This is a genomic window from Devosia enhydra (genome assembly GCF_900119845.1).
GTDB lineage: Bacteria > Pseudomonadota > Alphaproteobacteria > Rhizobiales > Devosiaceae > FPKU01.
Map to the genome: position 1 here is coordinate 843,472 of NZ_FPKU01000002.1, position 23,033 is coordinate 866,504.

The following is a 23,033-nucleotide window of genomic DNA, read 5'->3' on the forward strand; positions in this document are numbered from 1 at the left end:
CCAAGAGGCACCATCAGGAGACGAGCATGTCAGCAACCCGATTGAAGCGCGGCGTACTAGGCCTTGCCCTTGCGTTCCTCGCCACCGGCACCGCCCTGGCCGAGACCGAAATCGCCTTCTACCACTACCAGACCGGTGGCAGCTACCAGGTGTTCCGCAGCATTCTCGATGAGTTCGAGGCTGCTAACCCCGATATCACCGTGCGCGATATCTTCGCCCAGTCCGAGCAGATCACCGCTGAAGTCCAGGCTGCGCTCGCCGCCGGCCGTCCGGTCGATATCGCCACCGTGATCGGCAAGAACATCGTGTTCTTCCTCAACAATACCGGCGCCGTCGACATGGTCGAGGCCTCCGAGGGCGATACCGCCTGGCTCGATGGCTACCTGCCGAACTTCCTCGATCTGGGGCGCGTCGGGGATGCGGTCTATGCCATTCCGCATGCCTATGGCACCCCGATGCTCTATTACAACAAGGACATCTTCACCCAGGCCGGGCTCGATCCCGAGGCGCCGCCGCGCACCTGGGCCGAATTCCTTGCCGCCGGCAAGACCATTGCCGAGACCACCGGGCTGGCCGGTGGCGCGCACCTGCATGCCGCCATGGGCGACTACGGCACCATGGTGATGGTCAACAATGCCGGGGCCACCTATCTCAACGCCCAGGGCACCAAGGCCGAATTCGACACCCCCGAGGGCATCGCGGCGCTGCAGAACTGGCAGGACATGGCCACGAGCGGCATGATGCCGATCGCCGGCGACAGCGACTGGTCGGCCGCCTTCAATGCCGGCCAGATGGGCATGTACATCACCTCCTCGGCGGGCCTGCGCGGCTCGGTCGCGGCTGCCGAGGGCAAGTTCGAACTCGGCGTTACCAACTATCCGCTGTTCGAGGACCAGCCGCGCCGCGTCTCCAATTCGGGCGCCGCGCTGATGCTCTATGCCCCCGAGGGCGAGCGTCGCGAGGCGTCGATGGCGCTGCTGCGCTTCATCAGCCAGAAGGAAGTGGCCAATCGCTGGTCGCGTGAAAGCGGCTACATGCCGCTGATCCAGGACCCGCTGTCTGATCCGGCCATGGCCGCCTATGTCGCCGAATTCCCCTATGTCCGCCCGGTGATCGAGCAGATGGCCGATACCATCCCGACCAATGTCTGGCCGGCCAAGGGCACTCTCGAGGCCCAGACCGAAATCCGCGCCATGCTCGACGAGCTCTGGGCGGGTCGTCGCACCGCCGCCGAGATCGTTCCCGAAACGGTTGCCCGCGTCAACGCGGCGCTTGCCGTCAATAACTGAGGTCGATCAGATGGTGGACACGGCACTATCCAACGCCGGGCCCGATGCCCGGCCGCATCCCCGGGGCGGATTGCAGCGCCCCCTGGCAGCAGGCTGGGCACATCTCAGGGGACGAGCCGGCACGGGCAGCCTCGTGCCCTGGCTCTATCTCGCCCCGACCCTAGTGCTGCTGGCCGTGTTCACCTACTGGCCGCTGATCCACACGGCCTATCTCAGCCTCGTGGAGTGGAACCTCAATCCCGGCCAGCCGGCCCGCTTCGTCGGGCTCGACAATTACAGCCGGGTGGCCGGCTCCAACCTCTTCCAGGCGGCGCTGGGCAATACGCTCGTTTATCTCGCCGCCTCGATCCCGCTCAAGGTGCTGCTGCCCATCCCCATCGCGGTGTTCCTGTGGTCGCTGGGCAGCAAGGGGCACATCTATCGCGCCGTGCTGTTTTTGCCCACGCTGATCAGCTTCGTGGTGGTGGGCGTCGCCGTGATGTGGATCCTCAATCCCATCTTTGGCTACGCCAAGCAGTATGCGGCGATGATCGGCATCCGCATGCCCAACCTCATGGCCGACCCCGACACCGCCATCTGGGTGATCATCGTGGTGTCATCCTGGAAGGTGCTGGGCTTCAACGTCCTGCTCTATCTTGCCGGTCTTGCCAGCATCAACCGCGACTATATCGAAGCCATGCGCATGGACGGGGCGGGCGACGGGACGATCTTCACGCGGCTCATCTGGCCGCTTCTTACCCCCACGCTGATGTTCGTCCTGATCTCGACGCTGATCTTCACCATGCAGCAGGTGTTCACGCCCATCGACCTCATGACGCAGGGCGGTCCGTCCAATTCCACGACCAACCTCTTCTACATGGTCTACCAGTACAGCTTCGTCACCTTCGATGTCGGTGGCGGCGCGGCCGGCACGGTAATGCTCTTCCTCCTCTTGATGGTCATGGCGCTCGTGCAACTGCGCCTCATCGACCGTCGCGTCCAGTACAAGCAGTAGGGGAGACAGGATCATGCAGCTTTCCCGCTCCTGGATGGTCATCGGGCACGTCGTCTTGTTGCTGTTGTGCCTGTCGGTGCTGTTGCCGATGGTGATCGTGCTCTCCACCGCCTTCAAGCCGATGAACGAGGTCTATTCCAGCGCCCTTCTGCCCTCGGCGCCGACACTGGACAATTTCGGCCGCCTCTTCGCCAGCACCGCCTTCGGTTGGTATGCTTGGAACACGACGGCCACCACGGTGCTGCGCGTTCTCGGGCAGCTCGCCATCGGCGTCCTTGCCGCCTACGCCTTTGCCCGCTTCGCCTTCCGCGGCCGGGACGCGATCTTTGCGCTGGTGATCGGGGCCATGATGATCCCGCAGGTGCTCACCATGCTGCCCATCTACATCATGATGGCGCAGCTCAACTGGTTCGACACCTGGTGGGCGCTGATCATCCCCAATCTCGCGACGCCGATCGCCGTGTTCCTGCTGCGCCAGCACATCATGTCCTTCCCCTCCGAACTGCTCGACGCAGCGCAGATGGATGGGGCCGGGCACTGGACGACGCTCTGGCGCGTGGTGGTGCCCAATCTCGGGCCGGCGCTGGCGGCGCTGACCATCATCATCTTCATCGACAGCTGGAACGAGTATTTCTGGCCGCTCCTCGTCACCGAGAGCCCACAGTCCCGCACCATCCAGATCGGCCTGCGCGAATTCCTCCAGGAGGGCATGAACGACTATGGCGCGCTGATGGCCGGCATCATCGTGGCCAGCCTGCCGGCGATCGCAATGTTCCTCTTCTTCCAGAGACGGGTGATGGACACCTTCGTCTCCTCCGGCCTCAAGGGTTAAGCACCATGGCTTTCATCCAGTTCGACCGCGTTTCCAAGAGCTTCGGGGCAACCCGCGTGGTGCTCGATTTCTCGCTCGAGATCGCCGAAGGCGAGTTCGTCGTGCTGGTCGGGCCCTCGGGCTGCGGCAAGACCACCTCGCTGCGCATGCTGGCCGGGCTTGAACAGCCGACAAGCGGCCGCATCCTGATCGATGGGGTGGATGTTACGCAGGTCCCCTCCAAGGAGCGGGGCCTCGCCATGGTGTTCCAGTCCTATGCGCTCTATCCGCATATGAGCGTGGCCGAAAACATCGGCTTCGCGCTCTCGCTGCAAAGGCTGCCCAAGGCCGAGATCGAGCAGCGCGTTGCCGCCGCCGCAGACCGCCTCGATATCGGGCACCTGCTGTCGCGCAAGCCGCGCGAACTCTCGGGCGGGCAGCGCCAGCGCGTTGCGGTGGCCCGCTCCATCGTCCGCGAGCCGCGTGCCTTCCTCTTTGACGAGCCGCTCTCCAATCTCGACGCCAAGCTGCGCCACAGCGCGCGGGTGGAAATCCGCACGCTCCAGCGTCAGCTGGGCATCACGACGCTCTATGTTACCCACGACCAGGTTGAGGCCATGACAATGGCCGACCGCATCGTGGTGATGGATGGCGGGGCAATCCGCCAGGTCGGCACGCCCATGGATGTCTATCGCAACCCCAACAGCGTCTTCGTCGCCTCCTTCCTGGGGGCACCGCCCACCAACTGTATCGACGGCGAGGTGACGGTGAGCGATGGCGCCGCCCGCTTCGTTGCGCCGGCACTGTCCGTGCCGCTTCCTTCAGGCGCCCGTCCGGGGCGCGGAACCCTCGGCATCAGGCCGGAAAGTTTCAGCCTCTCGCAGCAATCGGGCGAGGATATCCGCCTCGAAGGCCGGGTGCGCTTCGTCGAGGCGCTGGGCGCCGAAACGCTGATCGATGTGGCTATGGAAGGCCAGGACGGCGCCGCTTACCTGACCGCAAGGCTGCCCGGCCAGCATGATTTCGCGCAGGGCCGGCCCATAGGCCTTTTCGCGGCGCCTGCCAGCCTGAGGCTCTTTGATGCCGATGGCAACCATGCCGGCATGGGGCGATAGCGAGGCGTCCGGTCTCAGCCTTTGAGGCCGGAGGTTGCCACGCCATCGACTATGCGCTTCTGGAAGATGAGGAAAAAGGCCACTGCCGGCACGAGCGCCACAACCGACATGGCCAGCATGGCGCCGTAGGCGGATTCCCCCGTGGTATCGAGAAAGACCCGCAGCCCCAGCGGCACGGTGAATTTTTCGGGCGAGGTGATGTAGATCAGCTGCGAGAAGAAATCGTCATAGGTCCACAAGAAGGTGAAGATCGCCGTGGTGACCAGTGCCGGCAGCAGCAGCGGGAAGATGATGCGCCAATAGGTGGCAAAGGGCCCGCAGCCATCGATCAGGGCCGCCTCGTCGAGTTCACGCGGAATGCTGCGGACGAACTGGACGATGAGGAAGACGAAGAAGGCATCGACGGCAAGGAATTTGGGCACGATCATGGGCAGATAGGTGTCGACCCAGCCCAGTTCGCGGAAAAGCGTGTATTGCGGGATGAGCGTCACCTGATGCGGCAGCATGATGGTGGCCAGCATCAGGGCGAAGAGCGTCTTCCGGAACGGGAAATCGAGGCGCGCAAAGACATACCCCACCATCGAGCAGGCCAGGACGTTGCCGATGACGCTGACCCCGCACAGGATGATGGAGTTGACGATATAAAGGCCGAAGGATTGTCCCGTGCCTGTCCACCCCTTGATGTAATTCTCGCCCGTGGGTGGCAGCGGCAGGCCGGTCGGATCGGAAAAGATCAGCGCCTCGGGCCTGAGGCTGGCAAAGACCAGCCAGAGCAGCGGGTAGATCAGCGCGAGCGCAAGGACGAACAGCACGACCTGTCGCACGGTCTCCGGGCGGGCCGGCCGGCGATGATGGGGCGCGGCGACGCTCACGTCCGGTCTCCCTTGTCGGCATAAAACACCCAGCGCCCCGAGGTTATAAACAGCGCCGCCGTGATGATCCCGATAATGGCCAGGAGCACCCAGGCCATGGCCGAGGCATAGCCCATGCGCAGCTTGGTGAAGGCTTCGAGATAGAGGTAGAGCGAATAGAGCAGGGTCGTGTCCGATGGCCCGCCCGTTCCGCCCGAGATCACATAGGAAGGCGTGAAGGTCTGGAAGGCATTGATCACCTGCAGCACCAGATTGAAGAAGACGATCGGAGTGAGGAGCGGCAGGGTGATGGAAAAGAACATCCGCGCCGGCCCGGCGCCATCAATGGCGGCCGCTTCGTAAAGATCGGCCGGGATCTGCTTGAGGGCAGCCAGGAAGATCACCATCGGCGCGCCAAACTGCCAGATCGAGAGCGCGATGAGGGTGGAAAGCGCGGTGTCCGGCGTCGAGATCCAGCTGCGCCCCTCGATCCCGAACCATCCGAGCGCGACGTTGAAGATGCCGTCGGCGCCAAACACGATGCGCCAGACGATGGCCGTCGCGACGCTGCCGCCCAAGAGGGAGGGCAGGTAGAAGATGGCGCGATATGGACCGATGCCGAAGCTGGCCTTGGCGAGCAGGAGTGCGAGAGCGAGCGCCACGACGAGTTTCAGCGGCACGGACACGGCGACATAGATGAAGGTGACCCAGAGGCTCTGGGCAAAGCGCGGATCGCGCAGCATGTAGGCATAGTTGCGCGTGCCGACGAAATCGGGCGTCGTCAGCAGGTCGAAATTGGTGAAGGACAGCCAGAGGCTCATCGCCATGGGCCCGATGGTGAGCACCACAAGCCCGATAAGCCAGGGCGACAGCATCAGGAAGGCAGAGGCCGAATGCCGCTGGCGCCATCGCCGGGCCTGGGCGGAGGGACCCGACGCGGCGGAATGGGCGCCAGCGGCACTCGGCATGCTCATCGCGACAGAAGGTCCGCGGCCTGGTCGAGGAAGCGCTGGGCGCCTTCGGCGATCGAGACGCGGCCGAAGGCGATGTCCTGACCTGTGCGGGTAAAGAGCTGGTCGACATCGAGCATGCCGCTGAACGAGGCGGAGGGCGGGGCCGTGAGCGGACCGCTTGAGACCGTGTCGATAAAGGCCACCTGCTCCTGGTCGATCGGGGTCAGGGTCGGTTCGAGCAGAGCGCGGGCTTGCGACGATGACGGCACGCCTCGCGTCATGCCCAGCACCTTGAGCACTTCGGGGTCGCTGACAAAGGCGCTGACCGCGGCCACGGCCGTATCGACATTGCGGCTTCTCGCGGTCACCGAGATGAGGTTGCCCGGGCGGACATATTGATGGGCATGCTCGCCTGCCGAGGGCTGGAGAGCAAGGCCCAGATCGTCGGGCTGGAGGCTCGCAAGGGTCGTCTGGCCCTGCGACCACTGGAAGGTCATGGCCGAGCGGCCGAGCACGAAGGGCATCGTGGCATTGTCGCCCTGCGTATGGGCGGCCTGCACGTCGGGCTGAACGATCGAGCCGGCCGCGCGCATGTCGGCCCACATCTGGAACCAGGCGCTGAGATCCTCGACGGTGTCGGTGCGTTCGCCCGCTTCAGTGTAGAGCTGGCGGCCGGTACGGCCCAGATACCAGACCTCATAGACCTCCTGGCGCGCCGAGGCATCGTCGGCCCCGACATAGGCGCCATTGGCGGCCTTGGTGATCTCGGCGGCGAGGGCGGCGAAATCCTCCCAGCTCCAGTCGCCCGCCGGTTCGGCAATGCCGAGCGCGGCGAATTTGGTCTGGTTGATGATGGTAGCCGGCGTCGTGCCCGACAGCGGCAGCGCATAGAGCACGCCGTCGACCGAACCGCTGGCGAGAGCCGCTTCGTTGAAGCCCGAAACATCGAGCTTGCCGGAAGCGACATAGGGCCCGAGGTCGAGCAGAACGCCGCGGCTGCCATAATCGGCGAGCTCGGGCGCAAAGTTCATCTGGATGATGTCCGGAGCGTTGCCGCCCGCGACCTGGGTTGCGAACTTATCGAAATAGCCCGCAAAGCCGCTCCACTCGGTGGTGAAGGTGACGCCCGGATATTTGGCGGAGATCAGGTCGAGTGCGGCGCGCGTGGCGACGGCGCGGGGCTCCCCGCCCCACCAGGCCATGCGCAGATCGGCGGGCGCGACCTCCTGGGCCATGGCTGCCGTGCCCATGGCCAACTGCCCTGCGAGGGTCAGGGCCGTGGTGGTGGCAAGCAAGCGCATGATGGCGGCGCGACGGGTAAGGCGCCGGCTTTGTCCGGGTCGTGACAGGGCAGATGGTGACACGTGCAGATCCTCCTCCTAAAGTCACAGAGCTTCACGCTTTGTGTTTATGGAAACCTACATTAGGTTTGCCGCAAACAAAAGAGAATTTATTGACGGCGAATTGTCAGAGAGATGATGACCACCATCCCCGCGCCTGATGGCCCCCGCTCCCTTGCCGCTCCCCCTACGGAACTGGCGCTTTCGCTGGCCCATGTCCTGGCTTTGGTGCGCAGCCGCCTTGCGGTGACGCGCCCCGATGTGGCGCGCGTCTCGGGCTATGGGCGCACCGTGGTGACCGAGAGGCTGGGGCAGCTGATCGGCGCCGGGCTCGTCGAGGAAGGGGAAAAGGGGGTTATCCCGCGCGGTCGTGCGCCGCGGCTCCTGAGCTTCCTGCCCGATGCGGGGGTGATCCTCACCGCCGAAATCGAGGCCAATGCGCTGACCGTCGGGGTCACCGATCTCGATGGGCGCATCCTCGTCACCCGGGATGTGCCGCATGTGCTTACCCCCGATGTCGAGGTGGTGATGGCGGTGCTCGACGAGGCCTTCGGCGCGGCCCTCGCCGAAGCCGGCGTTTCGGCCCAGAAGGTCTGGGGGATCGGGCTCGGCGTGCCGTTTCCCGTCGACTACGCGACCGCCCGCCCCATCGCCACCTCCGGCTGGAATGCCTGGGACGGCTATGGCCTCAGGGCGCATCTCGAACAGCGCTTCGGGGCGCCGACCTGGGCCGACAACGACGTCAACCTGATGGCCCTTGGCGAACTGCGTTCGGGCGTGGCGCGAGGGGTCGGCGATTTCGTCTATGTGCGTGTCGGGCGTGGCGTGGGTGGCGGCGTCGTCAGCGGCGGGCGGCTGCATCGCGGGGCGCAAGGGGCGGCCGGAGCGCTGGGCCACATCAAGGTAGTGGAAGGCTCGAGGATCGTCTGCCGCTGCGGCAGCACGGGGTGCCTTCAGACCGTGGCCAGCGGCGGCGCGCTCGTTGCCGAGGCCATGGCCCTGGCGCAGAGCGGGCAAAGCCCCTATCTGGCGCACCGGCTCGCGGCCAAAGGCGAGGTCGAACTCGAGGATCTTGCAGCCGCAGCGCTTGAGGGCGACGCCGAAGCCAGCGCCGCGCTTGAACGCTCGGCAGCCTATCTCGGCACGGCCATCGCCACGGCCGTCAATTTTCACAATCCCGCGCTGGTCCTGCTCGGGGGGCCGGTGGTGGGGCTTTCGCAGGCCTATCTCGCCACCGTGCGCGGCACGGTTCTGCGCAAGGCCCTGCCGCTGGCCACCCGCGACCTCAGGATCGAGGTGTCGCCGCTGGGCGATCGGGCCGGCCTTGTCGGTGCCGCTGCCATGGTGGTGGACGAATTGCTGAGCCCCGGCCTGCTCGAGCGCTGGATCGAAGCCGGCAGCCCCCGGGTCCTCGCGGGCGAGGGGTCCTCAGCCCTCAGTCCAGAGGCCTGACAGCGCCGCGGTGTGGGCGATCGTTTCAACGATGACGAACGGCACGGTATAGAGCCGCGACCAGTCGTAGTGCAGCAGCACCGCCTCGATCAGCCTGCGCTGTGACTTGATGAACGCGCGGTCGCCGCTGGCCACGATCACCCAGGCGGCAAAGATCGGCTCGGTCACGAGGCCGAATTCATAGGGGCCGCGCGGGGAGACCTCATAGCCCCATTCCACCTGCTGCATGGCCAGCTGCCGCGCATCCCAGGCATCGGTCTGGGGCCGCCAGATGGCGTTGAGATAGCGCCAGTCGAGCTCGAAATGCCGCGTGTCCCCGTTGTCGAAGAGGCCGTAGCGCTCGGCATGGGGCACGGCGGCGCGCGCATTGGCGGCAAGGCCGCGTTCGAAGGCAGCCCTGATCTCGAGGTCATCCTCGAGCCGGGCGAGCCAGTGAAGGGCGGGTTGGGACGAGCCGCTGAGCCAGAACCGGTGGGAGTTGGCGCCCGGTGGGCCATAGGGGGCGCCGCGTTCGAGCAGAGCAAGGGTCGGGGCCGCCTTTCCCGGCTGCGTCATGGCCAGAGCGTCCCGATAGCGCTCGAGCCAGATGGCATCCCCTGTCAGGACATGGGCGATGCGGGTAACGAACGGAATGCGCACCACATGGGCGTTCCGCGTGGCGAGGAAGGCGCCATAATGCTGGAAATCCTCGGGGTCCGAGGGGATTTTCCACGCCCGCTTTTCAAGCGCCGTGATCTTGTCCACGAGCAGGGCGCCCACGGCATCGCGCAGCGCCGGATCGGGAATGCCGCTCTGGTGGAAGGTCCAGAGGGCGAGGATCCACGGAAAGACCTGATCGTCCGAACTGCAAGGGTAGTGCGCCCCCGACGGCATCAGCAGGTTGCGCGCAACGAAGCCCGGCACTGCGCTCACCGTACCCAGCCGCGTCAGGGTCCGGGCGATCCTTACGGCACGCTCGGCTGCGTCGGCATCGCCTGTCGCCTGCCAGCGGGCGCATTGGCCGAGCAGCAGCAAGGCGTTGTAGAACGCGCCGTCTTCGATGGGGACCTGATAGCTCAGGGCGTTGGGGCGACGCTCCGCGATATCGGCTTCTGTGGGCAGGTGCACCGTCCCTGCAGCATCGGTGTGGTCATAAAGGATGCCGGTTTCGGCATTCATGAACCGGCCCCAGATTTCCGAGCGCGCGGCCGCGACGGATGTGGCGATGGCATCGGGCAGCAGAGCGGTCATTGGGTCCTCACCTCAAGTCTTTAGGTGCGTACCATACATATATATGCTTCTGCCAACCAAAAATTACGTCATGGAGGGGCCTCGCATGCGGGACCTGACCAGATGGTGATCGGTTCGCCGGCCGTCTCGCCCAGGGTCAGGCATCGCCCCTCGGCAACGCAGAGGCTCCACGGGCTGGCCGTGGCGCCGGACGCGGCGAGGTTGAGGGATTTCAGCGGCGGAAGGCCTGGGTGGTAATGCCAGCGTCCCTCGCGCAGCACCGCATCGGGTGGCGGCGCAATGCCCGCCCCCGAGCCCGCGACGCTGGCCTCGCTCAGCACGAGGCGCTCGCCCTCGATGCTCCAGTTTTCCTGCCAGAGCGTGTGCTCCACCGAATGCGTCCAGCTCAGGGTGAAGCTGGATGCAACAAGCGCAGTTATCGCACCTGCCGATGCTATGCAGAGCATGACAAGGTCACGCCAGGCTGGCCTTGAGCCGGCGCGTGCGCCACCAATGCTGCCCGATGAACAGGGCGGCAAGGGCAAAGCCCAGTTCGTCGGTGAGCGGGAGAGCCAGCATCAGCAGGATGCCGATGCCAAAGGCTGCGATGCGTTCGAGCCAGTTGGCCTTGCCCAAGAGATAGCCCACCACGGCCACGCCCCAGAGCCCGATGGCGAGCACCGTCTTGAAGAGGATATAGGCCACCTCGACCGGATAGCCGAACTGCGCGGCGATCGCCCCACCATCCTGCAGCATCAGCGAGGGCGTATAGACCGCCATGAACGGCACGATGAAGCCGGCCGCGGCGAGCTTGGTCGCCTGGAGCGAGATCTTGAGCCCGGAGGTCTTGGCCATGGGCGCCGCGGCGAAGCAGGCCAGCGCGACGGGCGGGGTCAGGTCTGCCATGATGCCAAAATAGAAGACGAACATGTGGCTCACGAGCAGCGGCACGCCCAGTTCGAGCAGTGCCGGGCCGGCCAGCGATGAGGTAATGATGTAGTTGGGGATGGTAGGGATGCCCATGCCCAGAACGAGGCAGGTGAGCATGGTCAGAACCAGCGACAGGAAGAGGTTGCTCTCCCCGATCGCGATGATGGCGCCGATGAAGGTCGAGGCGATGCCGGTCAGCGTCAGCGTGCCGATGACGATGCCGACAATGGCGCAGGCGATGCCCACCGGCAGGGCGTTGCGCGCCCCCTCGGCCAGCGAATCGCGGACGATGGCGAGGGTCTCCCATCCGCCTTTGACAAAGACGCAGGCAAGCACCAGCGCGCCGATGACGAGGGCGAGGAAATTGACCCCGAAGCGCAAAAAGGCGGCCGAGGCCAGGCCCAGCGCGATCCAGAAGACATAGCGGAAAACGCGCGGGCCTATGGCTGCCGCCAGAGGAGTTCCGAGGATCAGCACCACGACGAGGGCGAGACCCATGGTGCCGGCAAAGATCGGCGTGTAGCCGGCAAAGAGCAGGTAGACGAGCGCGGCAAGCGGCAGAACCAGCGGCCAGTGATCGCGTACCGCGTGCCAGGGATTGGGCAGTTCGGCCTTGTCCATGCCGCTGAGCCCGGCCTTGCCCGCCTCCAGATGCACCACCCAGAAGCAGGTGGCGAAATAGAGGATTGCCGGGATCAGGGCCGCGATGACGATGGTGCTGTAGGGCACATCGAGCGTTTCGGCCATGATGAAGGCCACGGCCCCCATGATCGGCGGCATGATCTGCCCGCCCATCGAGGAGGTGGCTTCGACCCCGCCGGCAAAGGCGGAGCGGAAGCCGAAGCGCTTCATCAGGGGAATGGTGAACTGCCCGCTCGCCACAACATTGGCGACGCCCGAGCCCGAAATCGTACCCATCAGCGCCGAGGAAAGGGTGCAGACCTGCGCCGGTCCGCCGCGCCAGCCTCCCACGAGCCCGAGGGCGAAATCGTTGAAGAGGCGGATCATTCCGGCCTTCTCGAGGAAGGCGGCAAAAACCACGAAGATGAAGATATAGGCGGCCGAGACATAGATCGGCGTGCCGTAAATGCCCTCGGTGCCGAAGCCGAAATGCTCGATGATCTGGGCATAATCATAGCCCCGATGAATGAAAGGGCCCGGCATGTACTGGCCGAAAAAGCAGTAGGCGAGGAAAAGGCCCGAAATGATGGCGAGCGGCCAGCCCATCAGGCGCCGCGCCGCCTCGAACACCAGAACGATGACGATGGTGCCCATGACGAGATCGAGCGTCGTCAGAAAGCTGCTGCGGCGCAGGAGGTCGGCGTAAAACACCCAGTTATAAAGGCCGGTCAGGAAGCCCAGTATGCCCAGGCTCCAGAACCACACGCGCCCGAGCGTCGTTCTGGCCACGAGATTGCCCACGAGCGCAAAGCCCAGCAGCAGCAGGAACCCCACATGCATGGCCCGCACCACCTGGCTCGGCAGCGTGCCATAGGCGGCCGTCCAGAGCTGGAAGAGGGCGAAGGCGATGGCGATGCCGAAGGCGATGCGGCCCATGAGGCCGGGCCCGAAGCCCGGCGGCAGGCCTTCGACGGCTTCCTCGGCACTTTCGACATGCGGCTGCGTCGCCGCTTGAGCGGTGGTCATCGCGTTTCCTCCCCGAACGCTTGGCGATGATGCGCCCGGAGGCTTGCCCCGGGCGCCGCGGATTGAGCGAAGCTGCCCCTTACTGGATCAGGCCCATCTCGCGATAATAGCGCTCGGCGCCCGGATGAAGGGGAATGCTGAGGCCTTCAAGCGCGGTGGCCGGATCGATGGCATTGGCCGCCGAATGAGCCGAACGCAGGCGGTCGAGATTGTCGAACAAGAGCTTGGTCATCTGGTAGGCGAGATCGTCGCTCACCCCCGAATGGGTGACGAGGATGTTGCCGATGGCTGCGGTTGCGACATCCGCGTCCTGCCCGTCATAGGTACCGGCGGGGATGACCGAGGGCACGTAGGGCGCGCCGATGCTCTCGACGACTTCGGCAGGAATGGCCACGACATTGATGTCCATGGTTGCCGAGAGGTCCTTTATGAAGGCAACGCCGAGGCCGGCCGACTGCAGGGTGGAATCGAGCTGGCGGTTCTTGATGAGCTCGCCCGATTCGGCGAAGGGCAGGTATTCGACCTTGCCCATGTCCTCATATTTCATGCCGGCCGCCGCGAAGATGGCGCGGGCGTTGAGTTCGGTGCCCGAGGCGGGGGCGCCTACCGAGATCGAGCGGCCCTTGAGCTGCTCGAGGGTGGTGATGCCGCTTTCTGCGCTGGCGACGATCTGCACGTAATTGGGGTAAATCGCTGCGATTGCACGCAGATCGGTGAGGGGAGCCGGGAAGCCCGCCTCCGTCACGCCTTCCCAGCCGGCCTTGACCGAATCGCCCAGCGAGAAGGCCAGTTCGCCCTTGCGCTGCTGGAGAAGGTTGAGGTTTTCGACCGAGGCCTTGGTCGCCTGCACCTGGGTGCGGCTGCCTTCGATGCCCTCGGCGTAGATTTCCGACAGGGCGACGCCGAGCGGGTAATAGACGCCCGAGGTGCCGCCGGTCAGGACGTTGATGAACTGCTGGGCCTGCGCGGCGACGGTGCCGCCGGTCAGGAGCAGGGCGCCGGCGAACAGGCCTGCGACGCGGCGGGTCGAGATAAACGTCATGATGGTCCTCCCAATGTTCTTTCGACTGTCCCCGCCTCCTCGCGACGGACTGCCGATTGCGCACGATAGGGAGCAAGGCACGTGCCAGCCCGGCGGCCATTGAAATTGCTTGATCTTTTCGCCTGACGGCTGGAAATGCGGCAAGTTTCCGCCCGGGAAGGCCGCGGTGCTGGCAAATTTCCGCCAGAGCCGGGCGGGGCTCATCCGGGGACGCGCAGGCCGTAGCGGGCGATTTTTTCGTTGAGGGTGCGGCGCGGCAGGCCGAGGCGTTCGGCGGCTTCGGCGGTCGAGCCTTTGGCTTCGCGGAGCGCCGCCTCGATGGCGGCAGCCTCGAAGCGTGCGACCCGATCGGCGAGCGGCGGCAGGGCCTTGCCCGCCTTGTCCCCGGGACGCCCGAAGCCGAGTATCGTGCGTTCGGCCAGGGCCTTGAGCTCGCGAACATTGCCGGGCCAGCTTTGTGCGTGAAGGTCTGCGGGCGGCACGAGCGGGGCGCCGTCACCGAGCCCGAAGCGCCGGGCGGCGGCGGCGGCAAAGAGCGAGAAGAGGAGGGGGATATCCTCGCGGCGGTCCCTCAGGGGCGGTATGGCGAGGTCGACGGTGGCGAGGCGGAAATAGAGGTCGGGACGGAAGCGGCCGGCTTCGCTTTCGGCCTTGAGGTCGACCTTGCTGGCGGCGATGACGCGGACATCGATGGGTCGGGCGGCGTTCGAGCCCAGAGGTTCGACAACTCGTTCCTGCAATATTCTCAAGACCTTGGCCTGAAGGGCAAGAGGCATCGACTCGATTTCGTCGAGAAAGACGGTACCACCCGAGGCGTATTCGAACTTGCCGATCCGCTCGCCGGCGGCGCCGGTGAAGGCGCCCTTGACGTGGCCGAACATTTCGCTTTCGAAGATCGCTTCGGGGATGGCGGCGCAGTTTATGGCGACGAAGGGGCGGGCGGCGCGGCGGCTGAAATCGTGCAGGGCGCGGGCGAGGACCTCCTTGCCGGTGCCGGTTTCTCCGGTAACCAGTACATCGACATCGATATTTGCCAGCTGGAGGACGGCGCGGCGGAGGGCAGTCATGGCCGGAGAGAGGCCGACGAGCCGGCTCTCGAGAGCGTCGTCGCCGGCGCGCTGGCGCAGGCGGAAAAGCTCGCGACCCACGTTTCTGCGCTCTGCAGCCCTGTCAAGAACCGCGACAAGCAGGTCCGCGTCATATGGTTTTTCGATGAAATCATGCGCGCCTTCACGCATCGCCGCGACCGCGAGGGACACATCGCCATGGCCGGTGAGGAGAACCACCGGGAGGTCGGGCGCAATGCGGCGAAAATGCGTCAGCACACCCATGCCGTCGATATCGGGCATGCGCAGGTCGGTGACGAGACAGTCGACGGTATCGGGATCGGTCTCGGCGATGGCCCGGCGAGCCGAAGTGAAGCTCCTCACCGAAAATCCGGAGACGCCGAGCCAGGCCTCGGCGGCGGTGCAGAGATCGGCTTCGTCGTCGATGAAGACGATGGCGCCGCGCGAATTGCTTTCGGGCGAAGTCATGCCGGCTCCTCGGCGCGGACGGGGCGGGCGGGAACGGGGGCGAGGGGAAGCCGGACGGTGGCGCGCGTGCCGCCGCCCGGACCCGGATCGAGGCTGAGCGATCCGCCGAACTCCTCGAGCAGCGAGCGCGAGATGGAGAGCCCGAGCCCGAGGCTCTCGCCGGTCGTCTTGGTGGTGAAGAAGGGCTCGAAGAGACGATCGCGCACCGCATCGGGAATGCCGGGGCCCGGATCGGCGATGGTGACGCACAGGCCCTCCGGGTCGGCTTCAGCGGTGATGCGGATGCCCGTCTCGCCAGCGGCGCGGGTGGCGTCGATGGCGTTGAGGAGGAGATTGATGAACACCTGCTCGAGCCGCAGGGCGTTGCCGCGGACGCGAGGCAGGGGCTCGGGGATGGCAAGGGCGATGTCGATGCCGGTATCGCGCGCCTGCGGTGCGACGATCTCGATGGCCGCTTCCAGCACACCGGCAATGCCGACGGCTTCGGGCGGGCCGGGATCGCGGCGGGAGGAGAAGCTGCGCAGATGCTTGACGGTGCGCTGCATGCGCCTGAGCAGGGCGCGGGCATTGCCCAGATTGTGCCTGACATCGTGGGTGGCCTGCCGCTCGGCGTGACGGTCGGCGGCGGCAAGGGTGGTGTCGAGGGCCGAGAGCGGCTGGCTGACCTCGTGGACGATGGCAGCCGACATGCGGCCCAGCGCGGCAAGCTTGGCGGTGTGGATGAGGTTTTCCTGGGTCGAGCGCAGTTCGGCTTCGGCGCGGCGGCGCTCCTCGACCTCATGGGCGAGTTCGCTCGTGCGTTCGGCAACCCGTTTTTCGAGCAGCGCGGTCTGATCGAGCTTGAGGCGGACGATCTGCCGGCGCTGCCGGGCGAGCAGCAGCGCGCCGACGCCCAGAAGCGTCGCCAATGCGCCCAGAACGCCAATGAGAGTGGCTTCGCGCTCGGCCGGCTCGAGGGGCAGGGCCGAGATCAGCCGCCAGCCATCGGGATCGATCGGCCGCGAGCCCAGGAGATAGGTCTCTTCGCCCAGCTCGATGACGAGGCTGCCATGGCGGGCGCCGGTCGCCTCGGCCAGTGGCAGGTTGGCGGCGATATCGACGCCATCATAACGGCGCTCGGTGCGGATGGGGCCGAGTGCGGTATCGGGCAGCGGCTGGAGCGGCCGGTAGATCCAGGAGGGATCGCCCGAAAGGAACACCACCCCGTCATGATCGGCAATCGCGCTGCGCTCGCCGGCGGCGGCCCAGTTGGCGGCAAGGGGCGCCATGTCGACCTTGGCGACGACGACCCCGATGGGCCCCGAGGCACCATCGACGCGGATGGCAAGGAAATAGCCGGGCTTTCCGGTGGTGACGCCCACAGCATAGAACCGGCCGCTACCGGTGGCGATGGCATCGGTGAAATAGGGGCGGAAGCCGTAATTGTGGCCCACGAAGCTGCCCGGCTCGTTCCAGTTGCTGGCCGCAAGCGTCTCTCCGCCAAGATCGAGGACATAGAGCTCGTCGGCTCCAGACATGGCGCGCACGGACTGAAGATAGGCGTTGGCCGAAGCGATGGCGGGGTCACTGCCGGTGGCGGCCAGAAGGGTCGTGACCCGGTTGTCCTTGCCGATGACGCCGGGCAGGTAGCCAAAGCGCGCGATCTCGCTTTCGACGGTACGCAGATTGAGCGTCAGCCGGTCCTCGACCTGGCGGCCGACCTCGTTGAGGCGCGCCGAAAAGGCCAGCTGCCAGCTGCCCAGCGCCGCCATGACGACGAGGGCGAAGATGACAAGGCTCGCCAGCCCGTGGCGGCGCTCTATGGCTCGGGGCAGCAACGCAGATCCTCCGCGGGGCCGGCCGGTTCGTCCGGCCATGCCCATGCGGGGCGAGTTGAGCCCAGTTGGCTCGAAGTTACAATGGTGGAGGCAGGAGAGGCTGCGGCAGGAGCCCGCCGCAGCCAAGCCGGAGGTCAGTTCTTGACGCTGATATAGCCGGGGCCGAGCAGCATGGCGTTGCCGTTGACCGAGGTCCACTCATAGTCGTTCGAGACGACCCAGTTGACGATCGAGCGCCACAGCATGAGGGCCGGCTGCTCGCGCTCCCAGATGGCGACCATCTCGCGGAAGAGCGCGACCTTCTTGGCGACGTCGGGCTCGGCCAGATACTGCTCGCCCAGCGCGACGAACTCGGCCGGCGGGGCCCAGCTCCGATCGTCGGCGCGCGTGGCGCGGGCCGAATCCGGGCCCCAGAAGCCCCAGATCGAGCGGGTCGGGGTGCCATCGAAGGTGGTCGACATCGACATGTTCAGGAGGCCGAAGGGGTGCTTGAGCGCCAAGGGCCAGCTGTCGACGATGTTGAGGCGGATATTGATGCCCAGATTGCGCCACTGCTCGGCGAGGAATTCCACCGCCAGGTCGAAATTGGGATAGGCGCCGCGCACGACGTTCACCACCACCTCTTCGCCATTATAGCTCGACTTTTCGAGCCAGGCCTTGGCGGCCTCGGGGTCGTAGCCGATGAGCGGCTTGACCTCGGGGTCGTAGAAGGCCGGCGAGTCGGGGAAGTTGAACGGAGCCGGGGCGAAGGTCGCATCGCCCCACAGGGCCTCGACCAGCGCATCGCGGTCGATCGCGGCGCTCATGGCGTAGCGCAGGTTGACGTCGGACACCGGGTTCGGCCCGAATTCGGGCAGATCGAGGGTGTTGTAGGCGAACATGATGTAGTTGTCGCCCGGCCGGCTCACATAGGTGATCTCGGGATAGGTCTCGACGGTCTCGACCTCGTCGATGGGGACGTTGACCATGATGTCGAACTCGCCCGCCACCATGCCGGCGAGACGGGCCGAGAATTCCGGCACGATGCGGAATTCGATGGTCTTGAGCGGCGGGGTGCCGCCCCAATAATCCTCGAAGGCCTCGAGCTTGACGTGGCTCGCCTGGTCGAACTCGACCACTTTGTAGGGGCCGGTGCCGATGGGCTTCTGCCCGAAGGCCTCGACGCCGACTTCGAGGTAATGGGCCTTGGGCACGACGAAGCCCAGCGGGGTCACGAAGCGGTAGGGCAGGTTGGGATCGGGAATGTCGGTCTTGACCTCGACGGTCGTGGCATCGATGGCCTCGACCGAGGCAAAGGAGGTGGTGTAGCGCGTGCCGGCAGGCACCAGCGCGTTGTCGCCCCAGATGCGCTCGGCCGACAGGGTGAAGGCCACGTCTTCGGCGGTCATCGTCTCGCCATTGTGGAACTTCACGCCCTCGCGGATGGTGAAGCGCCAGGTCAGGTCATCGACCTGCTCCCAGGCGGTGGCAAGCGAGGGGCGCAGTTCGCCGCCCTCGGGGTCCTCGGTCCAGTTGCGGGTGACCAGCGGATCGTAGATCGAATCCATGATGCGCTGGGCATTGGTGGAATTGCCATCGATGGGCTCGATGCTGCGATAGAGCCCGTTCACGGCGACGACGAAATCCGGGCGGCTGTCCTGAGCCAGTGCCGGACCGGCCAGAAGGCCGATGGCGGCGGCCGCAACCGCGGCCCTGAGCAGTTTCATCTTAATAGTCCTCTCGTTTCCGGGGCGCCGTGGCTCGAAAGAGTGGTGCGCCGCGCGGCTTGCTGTGACCTAGGGGCAGCAAGGGTCCTCCCTCCCCCAAGGCACGTTCGATGCGGTCAAGGCCTTGCGCCCAACCGCGCCTCTTCAGCTTTTCACCGTTTCGTTGAACCGGTGAAAAGCTCTCAGTCTTCGTTTTGTCGCGCTTCCGAACGGCGAACCGGTATCCAGTTCGCCTGGAAGCGCTTGTGCACCGAGGGTGGTGATAGCAGCCGCGCCTCCGGTGCGAAAAGGCATGGCCGTTCGACTTGCCGCCGGGGCGGCGAATTCCATGCTCCCGAAGTCAGCCCCGGCGCATCGTGGGGTCGAGCCGGTCGCGCAGGGCATCGCCCAAGAGGCTGACCGAAAGCGTGGTGACAAAGATCAGCGTGCCCGGCACCACCGCCAGCCACCAGGCGCGCCCCAGGCTGTCGCGGCCCTCGCCCAGAAGCTGGCCGAGGCTGGTGAAGGGCGGCTGGATGCCGAGCCCCAGAAAGCTCAGCCCGCTTTCGAGCAGGATGGTCTGGGGGAAATTGAGGGTGGCCTGCACGATCACGACGTTGAAGACGGTGGGCAGGATGTGGCGGCGATCGATGGTCATGGCGCCCACCCCGATGCTGCGCGCCGCCTCGACGAAGGGCAGGGTATGGGCCGACATGGCCGAGCCGCGCACCAGCCGGGCGTAATTCTCCCAGCCGTAAAGCCCGAGGATCACCACGAAGAGGGTGAGCGAATTGCCGAAGATCGCGAGGGTCGCGAGCGCGATGATCATGAAGGGCACCGCCGCCTGCAGGTCGATGCCGGCAACGATGAGGGCGCCGATGAGATTGTTGCTGCGCGCCGCGATCAGCCCCAGCACGGTGCCCAGCACCGCCCCGATCAGCGTGCCGACGAGCGCGAGCCCGATGCTGATGCGGGTGCCGAAGACCAGCCGGGCGAGCAGGTCTCGCCCCAGCCCGTCGGTGCCCAGCGGATAGGCCCAGCTGCCCCCGGCAAAGACCGGCGGCTTGTTGCGGTTGAGGAGGCTCGATGTGCCGTAATCATGCGGGGTGAGAAAATCCCCGAAGATCGCGAAGGCGATGACGAGTCCCAGCAGAAAGGCGGGGATGACGAAGCCGAGGCGCCAGCGAGCCATCAGCCGGCTCCCGAGCGGCGGCGCGTGCCGATGCGCGGATCGAGCCAGCCATAGAGCAGGTCCACCATCATGTTGGAAATCGCCATGGTGAGGGCGGCGAGGATGACGATGAGCTGCACCACCGCCAAATCGCGCTCGGTGACCGAGGTGACGAGCAGCCGGCCGATGCCGGGCCAGGCGAACACCGTCTCGGTCACCACCGCGCCGGCGATGAGCGCGCCGATGCTGAAGCCGGCCAGCGTGACGAGCGGCACGAGCACGGCGCGCAGCACATGGTGCGTCATGCGGCGCAAAGGCGGCACGCCATTGGCTCGGGCGGTGCGCATGAAGGGCGAGGCGAGCACCTCGAGCACGGCCGAGCGGGTGAGGCGGGCATAGGCGCCGGCCGACGCGAGCCCCAAGGTGATGGCGGGCATGATGAGGCTCTGCGGATGCTCGAAGCCGCCCGAGGGCAAGAGCCGCCAGTTGAGCGTGAAGAGCAGGATCAGGAGGATGCCGAGGAAGAAGTTCGGCATCGCGAAGCCGAAGACCGAAAAGCTCATCACCAGCCGGTCGAAGGGGCTGTTGTGGTTGGCGGCAGCCAGCATGCCGGCCGGAACGCCCAGGACGATGGCGACCAGTGTCGCGGTGCCGGTGAGGATGAGGGTGGGCAGGATGCGGGGGGCCACCATGTCCCAGGCCGGGCCGCCGGTGCGGAACGAGATGCCGAAATCACCCGAGAGGATGCCGCGCAGATAGGCGAAATACTGGATGATGAAGGGCTGATCGAGCCCGAAGCGCTCGCGGTAGCGATCGATGACGATCTGCGGGGCATCGGAGGGCACCATGGCGGCCACCGGATCGCCGGCGAGTCTCAGCATGATGAACACGAGCGTCGCCGCCGCCCAGACGGTCAGAACGAGGCGCAGGAGCTTGGAGAGGACGAAACTCAGCGACACGGGCGCGGCTCATGAGGCAGTTTGGAACGAGACACCGGATTGCGGGCGCAGGCGAGGCGCACATTCCACGATTTCGTTATCATGCGCAAAGCTTTTCTCCTGGCGACGTCATTCCTGGAATAAGCAATTGGTCCAAGGCGAATTGACAAGCCGGCCCGATTGGTATTGCTGAGCCCGGTCGCGCGTCCGTCCGGACGCTTCCACGTCGTTCCGGGGTCCTGCCATGACCGAGCCCCTGCTTGGGGTCAAGCATCTTTGCGTGCGGTTCTCCTCGCCCTCCGGCCCGGTGCTGGCGGTGAACGATGTCGGCTTTTCGCTCGCGGCGGGCGAGGTGCTCGGCGTGGTTGGCGAATCCGGATCGGGCAAGAGCCAGATGTTCATGGCGCTGGGCGGGCTGCTCGCGGGCAATGGACGGGCGACGGGCGAAGCCTGGCTCGGGGGGCGCAACCTGCTGGGGCTGACGGAGGCCGAGCTCAACCGGGTGCGCGGGCGGGAACTCGCCTATGTGTTCCAGGACCCGATGACGGCTCTCAACCCCTATCGCACGATTTCGGCCCAGATCACCGAGCTGCTGCGCTTCAATCGGGGGATGGATGGGCAGGCGGCGCGGGCCGAGGCGCTGCGGCTGCTCGAGCGGGTGCGCATTCCCGAGGCGCGGCGCCGGCTCGATATGTTTCCGCACGAGTTTTCCGGCGGCATGCGGCAGCGCGTGACCATCGCCATGGCGCTCTCGAACAATCCCAAACTGCTGGTCGCCGACGAGCCGACCACGGCGCTCGATGTGACCGTGCAGATCCAGGTGCTCGACATTCTCGAGGAGTTGCGGCGCGAGCAGGGGCTCGCCGTGGTGCTCATCACCCATGACATGGGTGTGGTGGCGCGGCTCGCCCACAAGGTGATGGTGGTCTATGCCGGAACCATCGTCGAGGAAGGCAGCGTCGAGGAGGTGCTGCTGGCCCCCACCCATCCCTATACCACCGGCCTGCTCGCCAGCATGCCCGATATCAGGCGGCCGATCCGCGCCATTACCCCGATCCCCGGCCATCCGCCCGATGGGCGGCAGGAGCGGGTGGGCTGCATGTTTGCGCCGCGCTGCTTCAAGGCCGAGCCCGTGTGCCGGGCCGAGACGCCGGCGCTTGCGGCGCGGACCGGGCGGCAGCGTCAGGCGTGCCATTTTCCCGTCGCCGAGGGCGAGGCGCCCCTCGCCCGGGCGGTGGCCTCATGAGCCCCGAGGCTGGCCTTGTGGTCGAAAATCTTTCGGTGAGCTACGCGATTTCGCGCGGGCCCTTCCGCCGCGCCGACGAGTTGCCGGCGCTGCGCGATGTCGACCTCACGATCGCGCCCGGCCGTACGCTGGGCGTGGTGGGGGAATCGGGATGCGGGAAATCGACCCTCGCCCGCGCCATACTGCGCCTCCAAAGCCTCAAGGGCGGGGTGGTGCGCTGGAACGGCGAGGCGATCTCGGCGCTCTCGGAGCCCGCATTCCGCCGGGTGCGGCCGCAGATGCAGATGGTGTTCCAGGACCCCGTCGCCTCGCTCAATCCGCGCATGCGGGTGCTCGACATCATCGCCGAACCCCTCGCGACCCACCGCCCCGAACTCTCGGGCGCGCAGAGGCGGCAGAAGGTGCTCGAGGCGATGGAGCGGGTCGGGCTGCGCCCCGAGATGGCCGACCGGTTTCCGCATGAATTTTCGGGCGGGCAGGCGCAGCGCATCGGGATCGCGCGCGCCATCGTGCTCGAGCCTGGGCTGCTGATCTGCGACGAGGCGGTGTCGGCGCTCGACGTTTCGATCCGCGCGCAGGTGCTGGTGCTGCTCGAAAAGCTGCAGCGCGAGATGGGGCTCTCGATCCTGTTCATCAGCCACGACCTCTCGGTGGTCCGGCAGATCGCCCACGACATTCTCGTGCTCTATCTGGGGCGGGTGGTGGAGCAGGCGCCCCGCGACGTGCTCTTTGCCACCCCGCGCCATCCCTATACGCAGGCGCTGATCGGCTCGGTGCTTTCGGCCGATCCGCGCATCGAGAAGGCCCATCAGAGCCCGCCCATCGGGGGCGACCTGCCCTCGCCGATCGACCCGCCACCCGGCTGCCCCTTCCATACGCGCTGCCCGCTGGCTGAACCGATCTGCGCGCAGGCGATGCCGGGGCTCGAAACCTGGCCCGATGGCGGGCGCGTCGCCTGCCATGTCGCAAACCGCGAGCGCCCAGCCGCCGCCTGAACACGGGAACATC

At 66.2% G+C, this 23,033-nt stretch carries 19 protein-coding genes; 7 read left to right on the forward strand and 12 right to left on the reverse strand.

What is annotated here, in order from left to right:
* Positions 1-26: 26 nt before the first annotated feature.
* Genes BT183_RS13185 through BT183_RS13200 form a run of 4 tightly spaced genes read left to right on the forward strand, consistent with a single transcriptional unit; the run spans position 27 to position 4,209 of the window.
* Positions 27-1,289, forward strand: a complete 1,263-nt coding sequence (locus BT183_RS13185) for an ABC transporter substrate-binding protein (protein WP_177282525.1) — start codon at positions 27-29, stop codon at positions 1,287-1,289.
* A gap of 10 nt (positions 1,290-1,299) precedes the next feature.
* On the forward strand, positions 1,300-2,283 hold the full coding sequence (locus BT183_RS13190; RefSeq protein WP_177282527.1) for a carbohydrate ABC transporter permease: 984 nt from the start codon (positions 1,300-1,302) through the stop codon (positions 2,281-2,283).
* A 13-nt stretch (positions 2,284-2,296) separates the two neighbouring features.
* Positions 2,297-3,115, forward strand: a complete 819-nt coding sequence (locus BT183_RS13195; RefSeq protein ID WP_072343834.1) for a carbohydrate ABC transporter permease — start codon at positions 2,297-2,299, stop codon at positions 3,113-3,115.
* Between the two features lie 5 nt (positions 3,116-3,120).
* Complete coding sequence (locus BT183_RS13200) at positions 3,121-4,209, forward strand: ABC transporter ATP-binding protein (RefSeq protein WP_072343836.1); 1,089 nt, start codon at positions 3,121-3,123, stop codon at positions 4,207-4,209.
* A 14-nt stretch (positions 4,210-4,223) separates the two neighbouring features.
* On the opposite strand, the gene BT183_RS13205 is transcribed toward BT183_RS13200, so the two are convergent.
* Genes BT183_RS13205 through BT183_RS13215 form a run of 3 tightly spaced genes read right to left on the reverse strand, consistent with a single transcriptional unit; the run spans position 4,224 to position 7,377 of the window.
* Entirely contained in the window at positions 4,224-5,081 is an 858-nt protein-coding gene (locus BT183_RS13205) for a carbohydrate ABC transporter permease (RefSeq protein WP_084603516.1), read from the reverse strand.
* Entirely contained in the window at positions 5,078-6,034 is a 957-nt protein-coding gene (locus BT183_RS13210; RefSeq protein ID WP_072343838.1) for a carbohydrate ABC transporter permease, read from the reverse strand. The genes BT183_RS13205 and BT183_RS13210 overlap by 4 nt, the downstream gene beginning before the upstream one ends.
* Positions 6,031-7,377: an ABC transporter substrate-binding protein gene (locus BT183_RS13215; RefSeq protein WP_143145793.1), complete on the reverse strand. Its 1,347-nt coding sequence runs from the start codon at positions 7,375-7,377 to the stop codon at positions 6,031-6,033. Before BT183_RS13215 ends, BT183_RS13210 begins: the two co-directional genes overlap by 4 nt.
* Positions 7,378-7,491: 114 nt before the next feature.
* Between BT183_RS13215 and BT183_RS13220 the strand changes: the two genes are divergently transcribed.
* Positions 7,492-8,805 carry an ROK family protein gene (locus BT183_RS13220; RefSeq protein WP_072344752.1) on the forward strand — a complete coding sequence of 438 codons (1,314 nt, stop codon included), beginning with the start codon at positions 7,492-7,494 and terminating at the stop codon, positions 8,803-8,805.
* On the opposite strand, the gene BT183_RS13225 is transcribed toward BT183_RS13220, so the two are convergent.
* The 9 genes from BT183_RS13225 to BT183_RS13265 form a co-directional block, all read right to left on the reverse strand.
* Complete coding sequence (locus BT183_RS13225; RefSeq protein WP_072343843.1) at positions 8,782-10,035, reverse strand: hypothetical protein; 1,254 nt, start codon at positions 10,033-10,035, stop codon at positions 8,782-8,784. The genes BT183_RS13220 and BT183_RS13225 overlap by 24 nt on opposite strands.
* Before the next feature lie 68 nt (positions 10,036-10,103).
* The gene (locus tag BT183_RS13230; RefSeq protein ID WP_072343845.1) at positions 10,104-10,481 is read right to left on the reverse strand and encodes a DUF1850 domain-containing protein; all 378 of its coding nucleotides are present in this window, start codon (positions 10,479-10,481) and stop codon (positions 10,104-10,106) included.
* Between the two features lie 7 nt (positions 10,482-10,488).
* A complete protein-coding gene (locus BT183_RS13235; protein WP_072343847.1) occupies positions 10,489-12,591 on the reverse strand; it encodes a TRAP transporter permease in 2,103 nt (700 codons plus the stop codon).
* A gap of 79 nt (positions 12,592-12,670) precedes the next feature.
* Entirely contained in the window at positions 12,671-13,633 is a 963-nt protein-coding gene (locus tag BT183_RS13240; RefSeq protein ID WP_072343849.1) for a TAXI family TRAP transporter solute-binding subunit, read from the reverse strand.
* 200 nt (positions 13,634-13,833) lie between these two features.
* A complete protein-coding gene (locus BT183_RS13245; protein ID WP_072343852.1) occupies positions 13,834-15,168 on the reverse strand; it encodes a sigma-54-dependent transcriptional regulator in 1,335 nt (444 codons plus the stop codon).
* The gene (locus BT183_RS13250; RefSeq protein ID WP_177282529.1) at positions 15,165-16,985 is read right to left on the reverse strand and encodes a sensor histidine kinase; all 1,821 of its coding nucleotides are present in this window, start codon (positions 16,983-16,985) and stop codon (positions 15,165-15,167) included. Before BT183_RS13250 ends, BT183_RS13245 begins: the two co-directional genes overlap by 4 nt.
* A 134-nt stretch (positions 16,986-17,119) precedes the next feature.
* Positions 17,120-18,691, reverse strand: coding sequence for an ABC transporter substrate-binding protein (locus BT183_RS13255; RefSeq protein ID WP_072343855.1), 1,572 nt, complete (start codon positions 18,689-18,691; stop codon positions 17,120-17,122).
* A gap of 340 nt (positions 18,692-19,031) precedes the next feature.
* Positions 19,032-19,862, reverse strand: coding sequence for an ABC transporter permease (locus tag BT183_RS13260; protein ID WP_072343857.1), 831 nt, complete (start codon positions 19,860-19,862; stop codon positions 19,032-19,034).
* On the reverse strand, positions 19,862-20,800 hold the full coding sequence (locus BT183_RS13265) for an ABC transporter permease (RefSeq protein WP_244545329.1): 939 nt from the start codon (positions 20,798-20,800) through the stop codon (positions 19,862-19,864). Before BT183_RS13265 ends, BT183_RS13260 begins: the two co-directional genes overlap by 1 nt.
* A 223-nt stretch (positions 20,801-21,023) precedes the next feature.
* Here BT183_RS13265 and BT183_RS13270 point away from each other — a divergent pair, with 223 nt between their 5' ends.
* Positions 21,024-22,025, forward strand: coding sequence for an ABC transporter ATP-binding protein (locus BT183_RS13270; protein WP_072343860.1), 1,002 nt, complete (start codon positions 21,024-21,026; stop codon positions 22,023-22,025).
* Positions 22,022-23,020, forward strand: a complete 999-nt coding sequence (locus BT183_RS13275; protein WP_072343862.1) for an ABC transporter ATP-binding protein — start codon at positions 22,022-22,024, stop codon at positions 23,018-23,020. The genes BT183_RS13270 and BT183_RS13275 overlap by 4 nt, the downstream gene beginning before the upstream one ends.
* The last annotated feature ends 13 nt before the right edge of the window (positions 23,021-23,033 follow it).

Coding starts and splice junctions, on each gene's coding strand:
- BT183_RS13185 (WP_177282525.1), top strand. CDS start 27: ATGTCAGCAACCCGATTGAAGCGCGGCGTACTAGGCCTTGCCCTTGCG.
- BT183_RS13190 (WP_177282527.1), top strand. CDS start 1,300: ATGGTGGACACGGCACTATCCAACGCCGGGCCCGATGCCCGGCCGCAT.
- BT183_RS13195 (WP_072343834.1), top strand. CDS start 2,297: ATGCAGCTTTCCCGCTCCTGGATGGTCATCGGGCACGTCGTCTTGTTG.
- BT183_RS13200 (WP_072343836.1), top strand. CDS start 3,121: ATGGCTTTCATCCAGTTCGACCGCGTTTCCAAGAGCTTCGGGGCAACC.
- BT183_RS13210 (WP_072343838.1), bottom strand. CDS start 6,034: ATGAGCATGCCGAGTGCCGCTGGCGCCCATTCCGCCGCGTCGGGTCCC.
- BT183_RS13220 (WP_072344752.1), top strand. CDS start 7,492: ATGACCACCATCCCCGCGCCTGATGGCCCCCGCTCCCTTGCCGCTCCC.
- BT183_RS13225 (WP_072343843.1), bottom strand. CDS start 10,035: ATGACCGCTCTGCTGCCCGATGCCATCGCCACATCCGTCGCGGCCGCG.
- BT183_RS13230 (WP_072343845.1), bottom strand. CDS start 10,481: ATGCTCTGCATAGCATCGGCAGGTGCGATAACTGCGCTTGTTGCATCC.
- BT183_RS13235 (WP_072343847.1), bottom strand. CDS start 12,591: ATGACCACCGCTCAAGCGGCGACGCAGCCGCATGTCGAAAGTGCCGAG.
- BT183_RS13240 (WP_072343849.1), bottom strand. CDS start 13,633: ATGACGTTTATCTCGACCCGCCGCGTCGCAGGCCTGTTCGCCGGCGCC.
- BT183_RS13245 (WP_072343852.1), bottom strand. CDS start 15,168: ATGACTTCGCCCGAAAGCAATTCGCGCGGCGCCATCGTCTTCATCGAC.
- BT183_RS13255 (WP_072343855.1), bottom strand. CDS start 18,691: ATGAAACTGCTCAGGGCCGCGGTTGCGGCCGCCGCCATCGGCCTTCTG.
- BT183_RS13260 (WP_072343857.1), bottom strand. CDS start 19,862: ATGGCTCGCTGGCGCCTCGGCTTCGTCATCCCCGCCTTTCTGCTGGGA.
- BT183_RS13270 (WP_072343860.1), top strand. CDS start 21,024: ATGACCGAGCCCCTGCTTGGGGTCAAGCATCTTTGCGTGCGGTTCTCC.
- BT183_RS13275 (WP_072343862.1), top strand. CDS start 22,022: ATGAGCCCCGAGGCTGGCCTTGTGGTCGAAAATCTTTCGGTGAGCTAC.